We start from the raw sequence: 16,552 nt of genomic DNA, 5'->3' as shown, positions 1-16,552 counted from the left end.
CCCTCAACGTTAAAACCTCACTTGGGGTCCACCCACCGCCCATACTCCTTAATCAGGTCTACCAGCCGTTCCACAGCTTCCTCCTGGGGAATATTGAACTTCACAGGGGTGTGCTTCACATACAGGTTGATCTTGTTCGGCGCGCCGCCCACATACCCGAAATCCGCATCCGCCATTTCTCCGGGGCCATTCACAATACACCCCATCACGGCAATCTTCACCCCTTTCAAATGTTCCGTGGCTTTCCGGATGCGGGCCGTCGCCTCCTGGATATTGTACAGAGTGCGTCCGCAGGACGGGCAGGAAACGTAATCCGCCCGCGTCAGCCTCGTTCCCGTGGCCTGCAAAATATTGAATCCCAGGAAGGAAGCCAAACGGGGATCTGGCTCGCCCTGAATCAGCACGGCGTCTCCAATCCCGTCGCACAGCAAGGAGCCGATATTGCGGGCAGCCGTCAGCGGCACGTCTTCCCCGGAAACGGAACCGGGCGCCAGCGTATCTTTCAGCAGGATCAGGTGCCTGTCCTCAATCCGGGCCGCCAAAAGGCGGAACGCATATACAGGCTCCATAGCCAGCCCGTTCTTTACAGTGACAATGGACGGTTCCGCCAGTTCCCTCAACGGCTCCAGATCGGCATCGCACCGGGGATCCACCTCAATGGCATCCAGCTGCCCCAGGGATAATTCAGGCATCATGTCCCCCATCGCCTCCCGTTCCGTCTGCAGGGCGTAAAACCCGGCGTCGGGGATCGCCACGCGCACAGGCTGCTCCCAGCCCAGGCGCACGCCATGACACATCGCCAGCCCCCCCTGCCTTTTGGAAAACTTCAGGGGGTCATAACTCAACTCCGGTTCAGAGAAGGAAACCGGGTCATCAGAACGCTCCGACGGCTGGAAAGGATTGGTCAGGCGGTAAGCCACGGGCACCTCCCGCACGGCGTCCTCCGTCAGGGAAACGCGCAGGGTATCCCCAATGCCGTCCGTCAGCAGGGAGCCGATGCCCACGGCGCTCTTGATGCGTCCGTCCTCTCCGCCCCCGGCTTCCGTCACCCCCAGATGAATGGGGTAATTCCAATCCGGCCCCAGGGCGTTCATGCGCTCCACCAGCAACCGGTAGGCGGCCACCATCACCTTGACGTTGGAAGCCTTCATGGAAAACACCAGGGAATGGTAATCCAGGTCGCGGGCAATCTGGGCAAACTCAATCGCGCTCTCCACCATCCCCTCCGGCGTATCGCCAAAGCGGTTCAGAATGCGGTCGGACAGGGAGCCATGGTTGGAACCGATGCGCATCGCGCGGCCATGCTCCCGGCAAAACAGGACCAGGGGCGTAAATTCCTCCCTCAGGCGGTCCAGCTCTTCGCGGTATTCGGCGTCGGAATACTCCCGCACTTCAAACTTCTTTTTATCAACGAAATTGCCCGGATTAATACGAATCTTCTCCACCCATTTGGCAGCCTCCATCGCGGCATCCGGCTTAAAATGAATATCGGCCACCAGAGGCACATGGCAGCCGGCAGCGCGCAATTCCCGGGAAATATTCTCCAAATTGGCGGCATATGCCCTGGTCTGCGCGGTCAGGCGGATAATCTCGCACCCAGCCTCCGCCAGCTCCAAAGCCTCCTTCACGCAGGCATCCGTATCCCGCGTATCGGACGTCAGCATGGACTGAATCCGGATGGGATTGGACCCGCCCACCCCCACATTCCCCACCATGACTTCACGGGTTGCGCGGCGCGTGTATCGATAAGGACTCGGACAATAGGAAGACTGCATGAAACCACTCTACCGCGCCAGATTCCCCTGTCAACCATCCTTCAAAACGGAAAGCCTTTTCCCGCCAATCCGGCAACCGGAAAAACGGAAAAGGCTCCGCCCCGCGGATATTGCTCCACGTCAACATCCCTCCCTGCGTAATCTCCGGCATCTTCCCCTGACTTCCGGGGATTCCTTCACAACGCGGACTGCACGATAAACAACACGATTGACCCTATATAAACAGCCGCCAGCACCACGGCGGCGCAGCACTGAAACAGCCTGTATCCGCAGGCCAGGACAATCCTCCTGAGCGTGGATTCCGAATGCCGCCGCGCCCACCATGCATACAGCAGGAAGATGACGGCCGCTCCGGAGGAAACCAGCAGGGACCTTTTCAACAGAGGCGGATAATAATCAAACACCACCCGGTTTTGCCCTTCCAGAAGGCGCACCGCCATCAATTCCCCCACCTTTTCCACAGGCGCCTCCATCCCGTTCCGCCGGGCCCTCCATCCCCGGTCATACACGAGCGGAACCATGAGAGCCTCCCCTTTTCCGGCAGTCAGCTCCACCTCCACATGGCCACCTCTTCCTTTCGCCTCCAGCCCGTACTTATCCTGCTCTTTCCCCAGAACCGGAACATCCTGCTCCGGCGTACGCGCCGCAGCTGCCAGAAGAGGAGGCTCCACAACCCGCAGCATTCTTCCCTCCACCACGGTTTCCCCGGCAACGGCCGCACGCTTCAACTCCAATACCCCGTTATAGGTGCGGCTCGTTCCTCCGGATGTCTTCTGCGCCTCCGCCATGACGGACACCGCACAGCCATTGACGCGGAGTTCCGCCGTATCCGTCTGCGGGAACCCGTACACCGCGCCGGGATATTCCGGAATGTCCGCCCGGTAAAAGGGGCCGCTCATCTCCGTCCTCATTGTTACGGGTACGTAAAGGGGGCCTTCCGCTGATGGGCAGAGCGCGGCATGCAGGGCATTAAGATTGCTGAACACATCAGCGTTTTCATCCAGACGCAGCCCCAGCGCGCCCTGGGGAACCACCAGACCCCAGCGGGCGCCCGGAAGCCTGTATAAATACATGCCTTCCCGGGAAAGCACGCACTCCATTCCCACCATGGGCCGGGACGCCAGCACAAAACCATGGCCCAGCAATAAATCGGAAAACAGAGTGCCTCCCTGGCCGTATGTGCGCGTGAATTCATCCCGGTACCCCAGGTTTTTCAGAAAACGGAAATGATCGATGCTCGTCGTATGCCGGAAATTGCCAATACCCGGGACAGGCCCCAGGCAATCCGCGTTTTCCACCATCAGGCGATCCCTGTCCTTCACGCGCAGCAAGCCTGAATACCCCTTCATGCCGCGCGCCAGCCATTCCGCATTGAGCGCCTGGACGGAGGCTTTCTCCTCCTCCCCCTGCTTCCAGAACGCGGCAGCCCCTATGGGCAGCCCCAGCATCATCACGGCAGCAATGGACCACGCCAGCCTTTTGCCTTCCACATGCCTCCAGCACAGCCATGCGCATGCAAAAAACAGCAACGGCAGAAGACGCGCCGCAAGATCCGCAGCCGTCATCTGCAGGACAAACAGGGAAACGGAAAAAGCCGCTATGGGAAGCCCCAGGCTCCATCCCCACCCCCACGGCCGTCCTGCCGGCCCCGGCAGCCTGCCGCCGGACAAAATCCAGGCGCAGAACGACATTACCGCCAGATTGGGAATAAAACCGAACCGGACGGGAAAATCCACGTAGCTCCACAAATGGGCGGCGCGGTGGATGGGCTCGACAAACGCGGGCAAAACGGACGCCGCCAGAAGAAGAATAAACAGGCTTCTCCCTCTGTCCGGCGCAGGGAACGCCTTCTTCCCGTAAGCCAGATAAACCGCCGCCAGAGCGGCGAATGACATCCCCGGCAGGCAGGCGTAAAGGCGTTCCAGGAATTTCGGAGGGTCAAATGGCCATGACAACTCAAAAAACGTGGGCGGCGTCATAAACAGGGAGCGCATGGAATCCCGGCTCATTTCCGCCATCGGCAGCCAGTAATAACAGGTGGCCAGCGTCACCGCCGCCGTGTACCAGAACACGCGGGCCAGGCGCACGCGGCGTTCCCGCGTCCCTTTCAGGGGCAGCGTAAAGGCCCACGCGAACAGCCAGCCGGTGACGACGGCCATGAACGCGCTGTACAGGGAGGTAGCCAGCAGGAAGAGGCCGGCGGCATACAGCCAGCCCCTCCCCCCGTTCACCAGACGGTAAAGGCCCAGCGCAAACAGGGGGAACATGGCGGCATGGTCCAGGAACTGCATGAACCCGTACTTGGTCTGGAAAAAGCCCCCCACGGCATACCCCGCCGTCAGCAGCACGGTCCAGCATACGGGCAGGGAGGGAAACACGCGTCTCAGGAACCAGGAAGCCGTCACGCAGATGCAGGCCACATCCGCCAGCATCACCCAGACCATGTCCTTCAACAGGAAGGAATCCCCCATCGCCACGGCAATCCAGGTGGAGGGGACCAGCAGCTGATGCGGCAGCGTAGGGCTCACCCGGATTCCCGCGCCGCCATTGACATCATAAAAAAAAGCTCCGTCAAACGCTCCGGACATCAGGGCGGAGGCATAATACTTCAAGGTAGGATAAACCAGCTGCCCGTTATCCATATACTCCAGGAAGCGGCCGCCGAAAGGCCAGATCCCCCGTACCGCCAGAAAAAGGAACACCACCGCCAGGGAAAACGCGATGGACGCCAGGGACGTCAATACCGGACGGGAAGAAGCGGATTCCATGGCTCAATCAGCGGACAAACGGTTCAGCGGCCCGGATCAGCCGGAGAGCGCGGGCGCATTCCGCCACGTCATGGACACGGTGAATCTGCGCGCCGTGCAAATGCCCCCACACCGTCATCACGGCGGTGCTCAGCGGCGCGCGGCCCTGCTCCGCATCCCCCAGGACGGCGCCCAGCATGCGCTTGCGGGAAAGGCCCAGCAGCACCGGGCGGCCTGCCACCTGAAGCTTGTCCATGTTGGACAGCAGGGCCAGATTGTGTTCCGCCGTTTTGCCAAAGCCGATGCCGGGATCCCAGCAAATCTGTTCCGGTTCCAGGCCCCGCGCCAGCAGAAAATCATAACGTTCCTCAAAATAGCCGCGCACTTCCCGCACCACATCCCCATAAGAAGGGGCGTCCTGCATGGTTTCAGGCTGTCCCTGCATGTGCATCGCCACCACGCCGCAGCGCGCCTCAGCGCACAATTCCGCCATCCCCTCCTCCCGCAATCCGGAAATATCATTAATGACGTCCGCACCCGCTTCCAGCACAGCCGCCGCTACGGCGGCATGGCGCGTGTCCACGGAAATCACGGCATCCGTGCACGAACGGAGTTCCCGCACCACGGGCAGCACCCTGCCCAATTCTTCCTCCGCGGAAACCTCCGCGGCCCCCGGCCTGGTGGACTCCCCCCCTATGTCCAGAATCAGGGCCCCCTGCCGTTCAAGCTCTTTTGCATGGGAGACAGCGCGTTCCGTCGCATAAAAACGCCCTCCGTCGGAAAAGGAATCCGGAGTAACGTTCACAATTCCCATCAACACGCCTCCGCGCGCCACATCCAATACGTTTCTCCTTACAAGCCAGTTCATCTAATTACGTTCTTGTCAAAGCCACTATACATCACTTTAATAAGTCAGAAACTCTTTTTTCACCATGAAAACAACGCCCCTGCTTCTCTTCATTCCCATGCTCATGACGTCCGGAGCCCTGGCCGCCGGCCAGGACGATTTCCATGTTCAGACTGCTTCTTCCCGCATGGTCAAGCATGAAGACGGTTCCCGCAGCTACTTTGAAAAAACAGGGGACGGCAAGGGGATGAAAAAAACCACTTACAACGTCCGCAATGTTCTTGTTTCCGTAACCCTGTACAAAAGAGGGCCTTTTGGAGAATTGCGCTCCTGCCTGATCTTTGACGGACAGAAAAACGAACTCTTTTTCGTGCGTTACGGCTACGACGGCAACGCCAACCTGAGAGAAGAACAAATGTTCGATTCCCGCACCAAGGAACTCGTGCGCCGCTTCCTTTACACTTACGACGCCATGGGCAACCGCAGCAAGCCCGTATGCATCACGCTGGTCAAGAGCACCAAGGACATTGAAACGCACGCCGTGCCCACCGCCCCGGAAAAAGACCCCTTTGCGGACGACTTTAAAAAGAAAAACAAGTAAGCTCCGGTCCTTAGGGGCTATTCCGCCCCTCCCTTAAAAAACGGACTCAGGGGCACGGCCGGTTTCAATCCGGCGCAGCGTAGTCTGTTCAAAGAAAAGGAAGGAACAGTTTTCTACAGGCTTTCTTATTCTCCATCACGGGCTTCCAGCCTGTTCCGCCAGCGGCGGGCCACCCAGGGCCGCACCAGCCCGTAAAGCAGATAAATGGAAAAAATGACTGCGGGCATCACCCACGGGAATTTGAAAATGCAGATGACCGCCAGCACGATGAACACAATCGCGTACATCGTCCCCCGCGTGCGCATGTTGATATGCTTGAAGCTGGGATAAATCACCCGGCTCATCATCAGAATGGAGACTCCCGCCATTGCCAGCGCAATCACGTACTTGAAGACGCCCAGGTCCATGGCCCCGTCCGGCGCCCTGCCTGCCAGATACATCACCAGGTACATGGTGGAGACCACGGCACCCGCCGCCATCGGAACGGGCAGCCCCACAAAATCGCTGCTCTGGCCTTCCTTCCGGGGAGCGGCCGCCATGCAGTTAAACCGCGCCAGGCGCAACGCGGCGCACAGCAGGTACAGGATGCCGATGCCCCATCCCACCTCCGGCGGGGACAGCTGGAACAGAACGGCCTTGGCCACCAGCAGCGCCGGAGCGATGCCGAAGGAGACAATATCCGCCAGTGAATCGAATTCCCGCCCGAACGGGCCGTCCTGCCCGCGCATGCGGGCAATGCGGCCGTCAAACAAGTCAAACAAACACGCCGCGAAGATCAGAAAAGTGGCATTCTGATAACAGGAAAAAGCGGCCACAGCGTCGCTGTCCGCCTGGTTGATTCCCTCAAAAATCGTCAGAATGGCGAAAAAACCGCACACCAGATTCCCTGCCGTAAACAAATTAGGCAAAATGGGAATCTCAGGTTCGTCCGGAAAAATCTTCTTGTCCATGCTTGGTGTCCGATAGGGCCCGGTTAAGGGGCTTATCCGTTAATAATATTGCGGGCGGCGGCAGCCAGGGCCTGTGGATCGGCATCCTGCGGAGCGGAACCGCGGGCCTGGTCCGCACGGCCGCCTCCCTTGCCTCCGGCAAGAGCGGCCACCTCGCGGATCATGTCTCCGGCGGACAAACCGTCCGCAATGGCATCTTTGCCACAATAAGCGCCCAGGAGCAAGGAAGAACTGTCCACGCACAGCAGGAAGGCGGCGCCCGCATACTGGCGCTTTTTCAGTCCGTTCAGCAGCTCCTGAAGCAATTCCCCGGCGCCCTCCGCCACCTGGATCAGGGAAGAAGGGGCATCGGAAAGCCACTCATTCAGCAGGGCGTCTGCCTTGGCGGCGGACTGCCCGGCGCGGGCTTTTTTAAGCTTCTTCTCCGCATCCAGCGCCGTCTGTTTGAAATGCTCCACGGAGGCGTCGAAACGCGCCAGGGAATCATTCACCGTCCGGATATCGGAAGCCCCCAGGGCCGTCAGCCCCGGCTTGCCTTCAATCGTGGGGACGGTCACCTGTTCCAGCCCCATGTCCGCCAACTCGTAATTGACTTCCTTGATCTTCTCCACCGCCTTGGCGATTTCCAGGCTCTTGGCGACAACATGCTGCCGTATCATCTCCAGAGCTGCGTCCCCCGTCATCGCCTCAATGCGGCGCACGCCGGAAGCGATAGCCCCCTCGCTCTTAATCTTGAACAGGCCGATATTCTTCGTATTGGAAATATGGGTTCCGCCGCAGAATTCCATGGAAACGCCGTCCAGCCCATCCCTGCATCCGCCCACCTGGACCACGCGCACCACATCCCCGTACTTGTCGCCGAAGAACTGGGCAATCGCGGCATTGCCCTTCACGTCCGCATAAGCGCGTTCCGTGCAATGCACGGGAAGAGACTCCTCAACCCAGCCGTTCACCTTCTCTTCAATCAGGCGGAGCTGGTCCGGAGAAACGGCGCTGCTGTTAAAGTCAAAGCGCAGCCGGTCTTCCGAGACAAAAGACCCCTGCTGGGCCGCATCCGGGCTGACCACCTGATGCAGGGCGCAGTGAAGAAGATGGGTGGCGGTGTGATGCGCCTCAATGCGGCGGCGGCGTTCCGCGTCAATGCTCAAATGCACGCGGTCGCCGGGCTTCACGTCCAGCCCGGGGCGCGCCTCCACCACATGGGCGCGGGCATTCCCGATCTGCTGGACGGCCATCACATGGTAGCTGTCTCCGCCGATTTCAATCAACCCGGCATCGGACACCTGCCCGCCCATTTCCGCGTAAAACGGAGTCTTGTCCGTGATGATGAACAGGGAATCCCCCTGGCGGCTTACTTCCAGCACCGTAGCGGCGCATTCGTCCACATCGTACCCCGTAAACTCCGTCACGGCGTCCGTCTTCAAATCCAGGGCGCGCACCACCTCGCTCTTGCGGGCGGCCCGGGCGCGTTCCCGCTGTTCCTCCATCAGCCTGTTGAACCTCTCCATATCAATATCCAGGCCTCGTTCCTCCGCCAGCAGGGCGGTCAGGTCAATGGGGAACCCGTACGTATCATACAGCTTGAAGGCGAACTCGCCGCTCACCTTTCCGGCGGAAGCCGTTTCCGCGTCAAACAATTCCAGGCCGCGGTCCAGCGTCTCATTAAAACTGGCTTCTTCACGGTTCAACACCTCCTTCACGGTAGCGGCGCGGGCGGCCAGTTCCGGGAACACCTGCCCGAAGGACTCCACCAGCGTATCCACCAGTTCCGCCAAAAACGGCTGGGTAAAGCCCAGGCGGCGCCCATAGCGCACGGCACGGCGCAGAATGCGGCGCAACACGTAATTACGTCCATTGTTGCCCGGCAGAATGCCGTCCGCAATGGAAAAACTGAGCGTGCGCAGATGATCGGCAATCACGCGGAAGGCAATCGCCTCCTGAAGGGTCCCGTCCTCCGCGTCCACCTTCTTGGAACCGGGCGCCGGATACACGTCCGCGTACTTCCGCCCGCTCAAAACTTCCAGGCGGTCAAACAGGGGGCGGAATACATCCGTGGCGTAATTGGAAGGTTTGCGGGAAAAATCCTTGAATCCGTTCGTGCACTGCATGATGGAGCACGCGCGTTCAAAACCCATGCCGGTATCCACATGGCACGCCGGGAGGTTGCGCATGGAACCGTCGCTCTCCGCATTGTACTGGATAAACACCAGATTCCAGATTTCTATGCACTGGTCGGAATCCTTGTTTACCAGGCTTCCCTTCGTATTCCCCTCCGGAGTCAGGTCCACGTGCAGCTCGGAACAAGGGCCGCAGGGGCCGGTTTCCCCCATCATCCAGAAATTATCCTTCACATTCCCGTGCACGATATGCACGTCCGGGTCCAGCCCGCGGGAACGGAACAGCTCAGCCCAGAAATCCCAGGCTTCCCGGTCAAACTCTCCGGGGTCGCCCTTGCTCTTGTCCGGCGCGTACACGGTGGCGTACAGGCGTTCCGCCGGAAATCCCCACCGCTCCACGACCAGCTCCCAGGCCCACCGGATAGCCTCCTTCTTGAAATAATCCCCGAAAGACCAGTTCCCCAGCATTTCAAAAAACGTGTGGTGGTAGGAGTCATACCCCACATCCTCCAAGTCATTGTGCTTTCCGCCGGCGCGGATGCACTTCTGGGTATCCGTAGCGCGGGCGGGCGTCCACGGGGGAGTCCATACGCCCAGGAAATACGGAACAAACTGATTCATGCCGGCATTTGTGAACAACAAACCGGGGCTCTGAGGCATCAAAGAAGCGGAGGGCACGACCGTGTGCTGTTTTTCGCGGAAAAAGTCCAGAAAGCTTTGGCGTATTTCGGTGGCGGTCATCATAACGAATAATGGGAAAAGTAAAAGACGCCGGATTATGCCTGTTCTCCCCCCGTTAGTAAATCGCTAATTCCTTCCCCGTCATGCGAACTTCTTTTTTGCTTGCGGCGGATTTATACACGCGTATAAATAAAATCATGAAAAAGCTGGTTCTCCTCCTGGTTCTTCTTGCGGCGGCAGGAACGGCCGCCTGGTTCATCTGCCGGGAAACTCCGTCCGGGCCTGAAGACAAAGCCGTTCTTTACGGCAATGTGGACCTGCGCCAGGTGGATCTGGCTTTCCTCATCTCCGAACGTATTGATTCCGTGCTGGCGGACGAAGGAGACACGGTTGTTCCCGGCCAGAAACTCGCCACGCTGGAAACGGTGCGGCTCCGGCAGGCAGTGGATGAAGCCCGGCAGATAGCGGAAGCCGCCCGCCAAAACTACCTGCGCGTTAAAAACGGCCCGCGCGCGGAAGAAATAGCCCAGGCAAGGGCGAACGTGCAGGCCGCGGAAGCTACGCTGAACAACGCCGGAATGCGCAGCAAAAGGCTGGAAGCGCTGGCAGAAACCAAATCCATCTCCCGCCAGGAGGCGGACGACGCCATCGCCTCCCGGCAAGTGGCCGCCGCCAATCTGGATGTAGCCAGAAAACAGCTGGAACTGCTGCTGGCCGGGTCCCGTGAGGAAGACGTCGCCCAGGCTCTGGCCCAGTACAACCAGGCCAGGGCCAGCCTGACCATCAGGGAGCAGAACCTGAAAGACGCCGTGCTCTACGCCCCCGACAATGGCGTGGTGCGCAACCGCATTCTGGAAAAGGGGGACATGGCCTCCCCCCAGAAACCCGTTTACAACATCTCCCTGAACCATACCAAATGGGTGCGGGCCTACCTCACGGAATCCCAGCTCGGCAAAGTAAAGCCAGGCTTTTCCGCCACCGTGCGCAATGACAGCTTCCCGGACACCAGCTTCAAAGGAACGGTGGGGTTTATCTCCTCCGTAGCGGAATTCACTCCTAAAAACGTGGAAACGCCGGACCTCAGAACGGCCCTGGTCTATGAAGTGCGCATCATTGTGGACGATCCGGACAACCGGCTGCGCCTGGGAGCCCCCGCCACCGTCACCATCCCCCTGGATCAGAACGCCGGAACGCAGCCCCCGGAACAGCCCAGGCCATGACTACGGAATCCCAGCCCCTGATTGACTGCCGGAACGTCCGGAAAATATTTCCGGACTCCGCCGGCGTTCCCTTTGCGGCGGTGGACGATGTTTCCTTCCGTCTGTCCTCCGGGGAAATCGTAGGGCTGCTGGGTCCGGACGGCGCGGGAAAAACCACCCTGATCCGCCTCATCACGGGATTGATGAAACCGCATGGCGGCTCCATCTCCGTTCTGAATCTGGACTCCGTGAGAAAAAGCAGGGACATCCAGGCCTCCATAGGCTACATGCCGCAGAAATTCGGACTTTATGAAGACCTTACCGTCCGGGAAAACATGGAGCTTTACGCCCGCATGCACGGCGTTTACGGACAGGACAGGGAAAAACGCTTCCGCAGCCTGCTCTCCATGACCAGTCTGGAACGCTTCACCACGCGGCTTGCGGGAAAGCTCTCCGGAGGCATGAAACAAAAACTGGGCCTGTGCTGTTCCCTGGTCTCCTCCCCGCCCCTTATCCTGCTGGACGAACCCACCGTGGGCGTGGATCCTCTTTCCCGGCGGGAACTGTGGAGCATCCTGAAGCAATTCTCAGGAGAGGAAGGCGTGGGTGTGCTGGTCAGCACCTCCTACATGGACGAATCCGCCTACTGCAACAGAACCCTCATCATGTATGAAGGGCGCCTGCTTATGGACGCTCCGCCCTCCGACGTCATCGCCCGTGCGGAAGGCATGTGCGTCACGGTGCGCACGCCGGAAGGGCTGCATGCGCGCCAGTTCCAGAGCAGGATGGCCGCCGTGCCCGGCATCATCAACGCCACCCCGCAGGGGAACACCGTCCGCATCATCGTTCCCCCCGGCCACCCCGCCCGGGAAAAGCTGGAGGAATACCACCCCGTCCCCGCGCGGCCGGACTTCTCCGACGGATTCATGACCCTGCTTGCCGGCCAAGTGGACCTCTCCCCGCAGGACATCCCCGTCCCCGCCGGACCGCCGGAACCGGAACAGGCGGAAAACAACGGCGCCGTCATCCGGGTAACGGACCTGGTGAGGAAATTCGGCAATTTTATTGCCGTCAACCACGTCAGCTTCTCCGTCCGCAGAGGGCAGGTCTTCGGCCTTCTGGGCCCCAACGGAGCGGGGAAAAGCACCACCTTCCGCATGCTCTGCGGGCTGTTGCCCGCCAGCGGCGGCACGCTCAATGTGGCCGGGGCGGATCTGCGGACCGCCGCCGCCAGGGCGCGCAGGAAAGTGGGATACGTGGCTCAGAAATTCTCCATGTACGGCATGCTCACTACGCGGCAGAATCTGGAATTCTTCGCCGGGGCCTACGGCATGTCCGGAAAGGAGCGGCAGGAAGCCATCCGTTCCATGGAAGAAGAATTTCGCCTGACCCCATATATGAACGCCCCCGCCGCGCACCTGCCCGGCGGCTACAGGCAGCGCCTCAGCATGGCGTGCGCCCTGCTCCACTCCCCGGACATCCTTTTTCTGGACGAACCCACTTCCGGCGCGGATCCCCTGGCCCGGCGGGACTTCTGGCTGCGCATCAACGCCCTGGCGGAAAAAGGCGTCACCGTCATCATTACCACGCACTTCCTGGGAGAAGCGGAATTCTGCGACAACATGCTCATCATGATGGACGGGACCACGCTGGCGGAAGGCTCCCCGGAGGACATCCGCAAACACGCTCCCCCGCGCGAAGACGGAGCCCCAGCCTCGCTGGAAGACGCCTTCCTGGCCATCACGGAAGAACACATGAAGAAAGGAGGAGGAGAAACATGACCGCCTCCCTCAAAAGAATAGGAGCCCTCATCGTCAAGGAACTCCACCAGGTGGTCCGGGACCCCGGCAATATAGGCATCGCGGTCATCCTGCCGGCCGTGCTCCTGATCCTCTTCGGCTACGGCATGAGCATGGACATCAAAAACGTGCGCATCGCGTACCTGGCCGTCCCCGCCTCCAGCCAGTCCACGGACCTGGAAACGCGGCTCACCCTTTCCAGATACTTCCAGACCTCACGCGTCTTCTCCACCCGGGAGGCGGAAGAAAAGCTGCGCACCCATGAGGCGGACGCCTTCATCGCCCTGCAAAGCGACGCGCCGGACACGCTTCACAATGGAATCACGAAAGTCCAGATTGTAGTCAACGGCGTCAACGCCAATCAGGCAACCCTCATCCGCAACTACCTTCAGGCCGTCGTGGCGTCCTGGGCAGTCTCCCTGAACAGTCAGGCCGCCCCCGTGCTGAACGTGCAGACGCGAGCCCGCTTCAATGAAGCCAACGACAGCCACTACTACCTGGTCCCCGGCGTCATCGTCACCATCATGACCATGATCGGGGCGCTCCTCACTTCCCTGGTCATGGCACGGGAATATGAACGGGGCACGCTGGAAAGCCTCTTCGTCACGCCCGTGGGCAGCGGGGAAATCCTGGCGGCCAAAGCCGCCACCAACTTTCTGCTGGGCATGGTCAGCCTGGCCATCTCCATGATTTTCGCCGCCTTCGTCTTCGGCATCCCCATCCGCGGCTCCCTCACACTTCTGCTGGCGGTCTCCGCATTATTCCTGATTGTGGCTCTGGGGCTGGGGCTGGTCATCTCCACCGCCGCCAAAAACCAGTTCCTGGCCTGCCAGTTCGCCATCATGGGCACCTTCATGCCGGCGCTCATGCTCTCCGGCTTCCTGTACGACATCCTCAACATGCCCCCCGCCGTCCGGGCCATCACCTACCTCATTCCGGCCCGCTATTACGTCACCCTGCTCCAGACCCTCTTCCTGGCCGGAGATATCCCCTCCGTCATCATTCCCTGCTGCATCACGCTGGGCGTCTTTGCCGTGGCGCTCATGGGCATCGCCCGGCTGAAAGCCCCCAAATCCCTCGAATAACGCCATGGACTTTCTCGTCAGAATAGCCTCCCTCGTCAGAAAAGAACTGCTGGCCGTGCTCAGGGACAAAAAAAGCCGGCTGGCCCTTATCATCCCGCCCATCCTCCAGATAGCCATCTTCGGCTATGCCGCCACCATGAACGTCACCCGCGTGCCGTACGCCGTGCTGGACAAGGACGGCGGAGAAGCGGCCTCTCAGTACATCGCGGACCTGGAAGGCACGGGCATCTTCCAGAGGCAGGCTACGGCGGCCACGGAAAAGGATATCGACCGCATGATCGACAACCGGGAAATCGTCGTGGGGCTCACCATCCCCCGGACTTCTCCCGCAACATTCAGACGGGGAGGGCCGCCTCCCTCCAGCTCATTGCGGACGGACGCAACACGAATACGGCGGCCATCGCCCTCAGCTACGGCCAGCAAATCGCTTCCGCCTACGGGGAGGATCTGCTCTCCCAAAACGGCGGGGCCTCCCCGGTGGAAATAGAATCCCGCGCCTGGTTCAACCCCAACCTCATCACCCGCTGGTTCATCGTCCCCGGCCTCATTGCCGTGCTCGTGCTCATCAACTCCATCCTCTCCGGAGCTCTCTCCATCGCCCGCGAACGGGAAGAAGGCACCTTCGACCAGCTTCTCGTCGCCCCGTACACTCCCGGAGAAATCCTGCTCGGCAAGGGGACAGCCTCCGTCATCACCGGAATCATGCAGGCCGTCTTCGTAGTGCTGGTAGCCATGTTCTGGTTCCGCATCCCCTTCCAGGGCTCCATCTGGCTGCTCTCCGCCGCCCTTCTGCTCTTCATCGTCACGGCTGCGGCCATCGGGCTGTGCATCTCCTCCTTCGCCCAATCCCTCCAGCAGGCCATTGTAGGAACCTTCCTGCTGCTGGTGCCCATGGTCATGCTCTCCGGCTTCGCCACGCCCATCTCCAGCATGCCGGAAATCTTTCAGGACCTCACGCTGCTCAACCCCATGAGATACGGTCTGGAACTCATCCAGCGCATCTTTCTGGAAGGAGCCGGCTTCCTGGATCTCTGGCCCCTCTTCGCGGCCATTATGGCCGTTACCGTGGTGGCCGCCCTGGCAGCCGTCTTCTCTTTCCATCGCAAAATTTCCTGACGCCCCTTCCTTTTCCCCGGAATACCCGGAAGCATCTCTTCCTTTAACCTCCCGGCTTTAACATTTTCCTCAGTCCAATCCCGTCACCGGCATAAAAATACTTGCATCCTGCCCGTTTTTTCTATTCTATTTCTCTCGTTCCTTGGGAACATGGGCTCGTCGTTCAATGGATAGGACATCGGTTTCCGGTACCGACGATGTAGGTTCGATTCCTACCGGGCCTACCAGTTTCAAGAAAAAGGCTGTCTCTCCGGAGACGGCCTTTTTGATTTTATTCCACTCTAAACAAAGCTCTTACGAAATTTCAGAAAACACACAAACATCTTAAAACATGGTGATACAACTTGCAAAAAGAGCACACTATTGATACCACTAAATCATGGCCTCCATCTATAAAAAGCCGAACAGCCCTTACTGGTACGCACAATACCGCGTGAGAACCGCTACAGGCTGGAAACTGGTCCGGCTGTCAACCAAAATCAAGCATACCCCCGCCACGGTAACAAGGGAAGTAAAGGAAGCCGCAGAGGCCATGGGGAAGCAGCTGAACGTCCTGACCAGGGAACAGGCTATGACCAAGGCACAACGCCTGGCGGACGCCCTTGAATCAACGGCGCGGGCAAACCTGCCGGCCTATCAATTACGCCGGGCCATTTCCGCATTGTCCACGGAATTGACCGGAGAATCTATGGAAATGCCCTCTGTCAAATTATGGCTTGATGACCACATGCGGCGCATTACGCGCAATGGGCTTAAACCCGCATCCATAGCGAACTACAAACAAGCCTTTGACAAATTTCGCGCCTCAATGGGAGAACGTATCAACCTGCCTCTGGATCGCATTACTCCTCTGATGCTGGACGATTTCAAAAACCATCTTCTTTCCCGTGTCTCACCATCTACCGCCAATATTGCTCTTACGCTGGTTTCCGCGGCGTTCCAGGCGGCAGTTGATTATAAAATTATTGAAACCAACCCCTTTACGGCGATTACCAAGCCTCACAAGGGGAAAGCCGTCAAACGGCGGAAATTCGAATTGGAAGAGCTTGAAAAGGTAATGGCCGCATGCAATCCGGAATGGCGCTCCATGGTGAAAACGTGCCTCTATACGGGCGGTCAAAGATTGGGAGACGTGGCAACGCTCCGGTGGTCCCAGATTGACGAGAAACGAGGCGTTATCCGGATGACCACGCAGAAAAAGGGAAAGCCTCTGATGATTCCGATTTTTCCGGCGCTGAAAAAACACCTGCAGCAACGGAAGAAAGAAGCTCCTGGGGACTTCCTGCATCCTGAATGCGCGAATATTTTTGAAAGCAAGGGATCCGGACGCCTGTCAAATATCTTTAGCCACATCCTGTACCAGTGTGGCCTTATTGCCAAAGACCCTCTGGCTGCAGGCAAAAAATACAAAAAGCAGGAAGGAAACGGCACAGAGACGCGGCGCCACGTCAATGAATTGTCCTTCCACAGCCTCCGCTATACGGCAACAACCATGTTACATGACGCCGGTGTTCCCCCTGCTCTTGTGCAAGCCATTGTGGGGCACGATTCCCGGGAAGTCCATGAAGGATACATCGACTTTGGAGCCAAGGAGTTTACACAAGCCCTTGAAAAGCTTCCCAAATTGTAGCACTA

General features: G+C 59.3%; 11 protein-coding genes and 1 tRNA gene. 7 read left to right on the top strand and 5 right to left on the bottom strand.

What is annotated here, in order from left to right:
• Positions 1-17 precede the first annotated feature (17 nt).
• The 3 genes from ispG to folP form a co-directional block, all read right to left on the bottom strand.
• Entirely contained in the window at positions 18-1,775 is a 1,758-nt protein-coding gene (gene ispG / locus O4G22_RS07055; protein ID WP_306701385.1) for a (E)-4-hydroxy-3-methylbut-2-enyl-diphosphate synthase, read from the bottom strand.
• A 176-nt stretch (positions 1,776-1,951) separates the two neighbouring features.
• Positions 1,952-4,543 (bottom strand): YfhO family protein, encoded by a 2,592-nt coding sequence (locus O4G22_RS07050; RefSeq protein WP_306701384.1) that lies wholly within the window; start codon positions 4,541-4,543, stop codon positions 1,952-1,954.
• A 7-nt stretch (positions 4,544-4,550) separates the two neighbouring features.
• Complete coding sequence (gene folP, locus O4G22_RS07045; protein ID WP_306701383.1) at positions 4,551-5,390, bottom strand: dihydropteroate synthase; 840 nt, start codon at positions 5,388-5,390, stop codon at positions 4,551-4,553.
• Between the two features lie 64 nt (positions 5,391-5,454).
• Here folP and O4G22_RS07040 point away from each other — a divergent pair, with 64 nt between their 5' ends.
• Positions 5,455-5,970, top strand: coding sequence for a hypothetical protein (locus O4G22_RS07040; protein WP_094135392.1), 516 nt, complete (start codon positions 5,455-5,457; stop codon positions 5,968-5,970).
• Positions 5,971-6,095: 125 nt separating this feature from the next.
• On the opposite strand, the gene pssA is transcribed toward O4G22_RS07040, so the two are convergent.
• A complete protein-coding gene (pssA, locus tag O4G22_RS07035) occupies positions 6,096-6,920 on the bottom strand; it encodes a CDP-diacylglycerol--serine O-phosphatidyltransferase (protein ID WP_094135393.1) in 825 nt (274 codons plus the stop codon).
• A 32-nt stretch (positions 6,921-6,952) separates the two neighbouring features.
• Entirely contained in the window at positions 6,953-9,781 is a 2,829-nt protein-coding gene (gene alaS / locus O4G22_RS07030) for an alanine--tRNA ligase (RefSeq protein ID WP_094135394.1), read from the bottom strand.
• Positions 9,782-9,915: 134 nt separating this feature from the next.
• Between alaS and O4G22_RS07025 the strand changes: the two genes are divergently transcribed.
• The 6 genes from O4G22_RS07025 (at position 9,916) to O4G22_RS07000 (ending at position 16,547) form a co-directional block, all read left to right on the top strand.
• Positions 9,916-10,938 carry an efflux RND transporter periplasmic adaptor subunit gene (locus O4G22_RS07025; protein WP_306701382.1) on the top strand — a complete coding sequence of 341 codons (1,023 nt, stop codon included), beginning with the start codon at positions 9,916-9,918 and terminating at the stop codon, positions 10,936-10,938.
• Complete coding sequence (locus O4G22_RS07020; RefSeq protein WP_306701381.1) at positions 10,935-12,698, top strand: ATP-binding cassette domain-containing protein; 1,764 nt, start codon at positions 10,935-10,937, stop codon at positions 12,696-12,698. The genes O4G22_RS07025 and O4G22_RS07020 overlap by 4 nt, the downstream gene beginning before the upstream one ends.
• Positions 12,695-13,801 (top strand): ABC transporter permease, encoded by a 1,107-nt coding sequence (locus O4G22_RS07015; RefSeq protein WP_306701380.1) that lies wholly within the window; start codon positions 12,695-12,697, stop codon positions 13,799-13,801. Before O4G22_RS07020 ends, O4G22_RS07015 begins: the two co-directional genes overlap by 4 nt.
• 333 nt (positions 13,802-14,134) lie before the next feature.
• Positions 14,135-14,917: an ABC transporter permease gene (locus O4G22_RS07010; RefSeq protein ID WP_306713975.1), complete on the top strand. Its 783-nt coding sequence runs from the start codon at positions 14,135-14,137 to the stop codon at positions 14,915-14,917.
• Positions 14,918-15,069: 152 nt separating this feature from the next.
• Positions 15,070-15,144: transfer RNA gene (locus tag O4G22_RS07005), tRNA-Arg, on the top strand.
• Between the two features lie 152 nt (positions 15,145-15,296).
• Positions 15,297-16,547, top strand: coding sequence for a tyrosine-type recombinase/integrase (locus O4G22_RS07000; protein WP_306701378.1), 1,251 nt, complete (start codon positions 15,297-15,299; stop codon positions 16,545-16,547).
• Positions 16,548-16,552: the final 5 nt, after the last annotated feature.

This window comes from Akkermansia muciniphila (assembly GCF_030848305.1).
GTDB lineage: Bacteria > Verrucomicrobiota > Verrucomicrobiia > Verrucomicrobiales > Akkermansiaceae > Akkermansia > Akkermansia muciniphila_A.
Note: the sequence above shows the minus strand (reverse complement) of the source record. Positions and strands in the feature narration are given on the sequence as shown.

What these genes read in the sequence shown, in the direction of transcription:
- O4G22_RS07040 (WP_094135392.1), top strand. Translation starts at nt 5,455, where the DNA reads ATGAAAACAACGCCCCTGCTTCTCTTCATTCCCATGCTCATGACGTCC.
- folP (WP_306701383.1), bottom strand. Translation starts at nt 5,390, where the DNA reads ATGAACTGGCTTGTAAGGAGAAACGTATTGGATGTGGCGCGCGGAGGC.
- O4G22_RS07020 (WP_306701381.1), top strand. Translation starts at nt 10,935, where the DNA reads ATGACTACGGAATCCCAGCCCCTGATTGACTGCCGGAACGTCCGGAAA.
- pssA (WP_094135393.1), bottom strand. Translation starts at nt 6,920, where the DNA reads ATGGACAAGAAGATTTTTCCGGACGAACCTGAGATTCCCATTTTGCCT.
- alaS (WP_094135394.1), bottom strand. Translation starts at nt 9,781, where the DNA reads ATGATGACCGCCACCGAAATACGCCAAAGCTTTCTGGACTTTTTCCGC.
- O4G22_RS07000 (WP_306701378.1), top strand. Translation starts at nt 15,297, where the DNA reads ATGGCCTCCATCTATAAAAAGCCGAACAGCCCTTACTGGTACGCACAA.
- O4G22_RS07025 (WP_306701382.1), top strand. Translation starts at nt 9,916, where the DNA reads ATGAAAAAGCTGGTTCTCCTCCTGGTTCTTCTTGCGGCGGCAGGAACG.
- ispG (WP_306701385.1), bottom strand. Translation starts at nt 1,775, where the DNA reads ATGCAGTCTTCCTATTGTCCGAGTCCTTATCGATACACGCGCCGCGCA.
- O4G22_RS07050 (WP_306701384.1), bottom strand. Translation starts at nt 4,543, where the DNA reads ATGGAATCCGCTTCTTCCCGTCCGGTATTGACGTCCCTGGCGTCCATC.
- O4G22_RS07015 (WP_306701380.1), top strand. Translation starts at nt 12,695, where the DNA reads ATGACCGCCTCCCTCAAAAGAATAGGAGCCCTCATCGTCAAGGAACTC.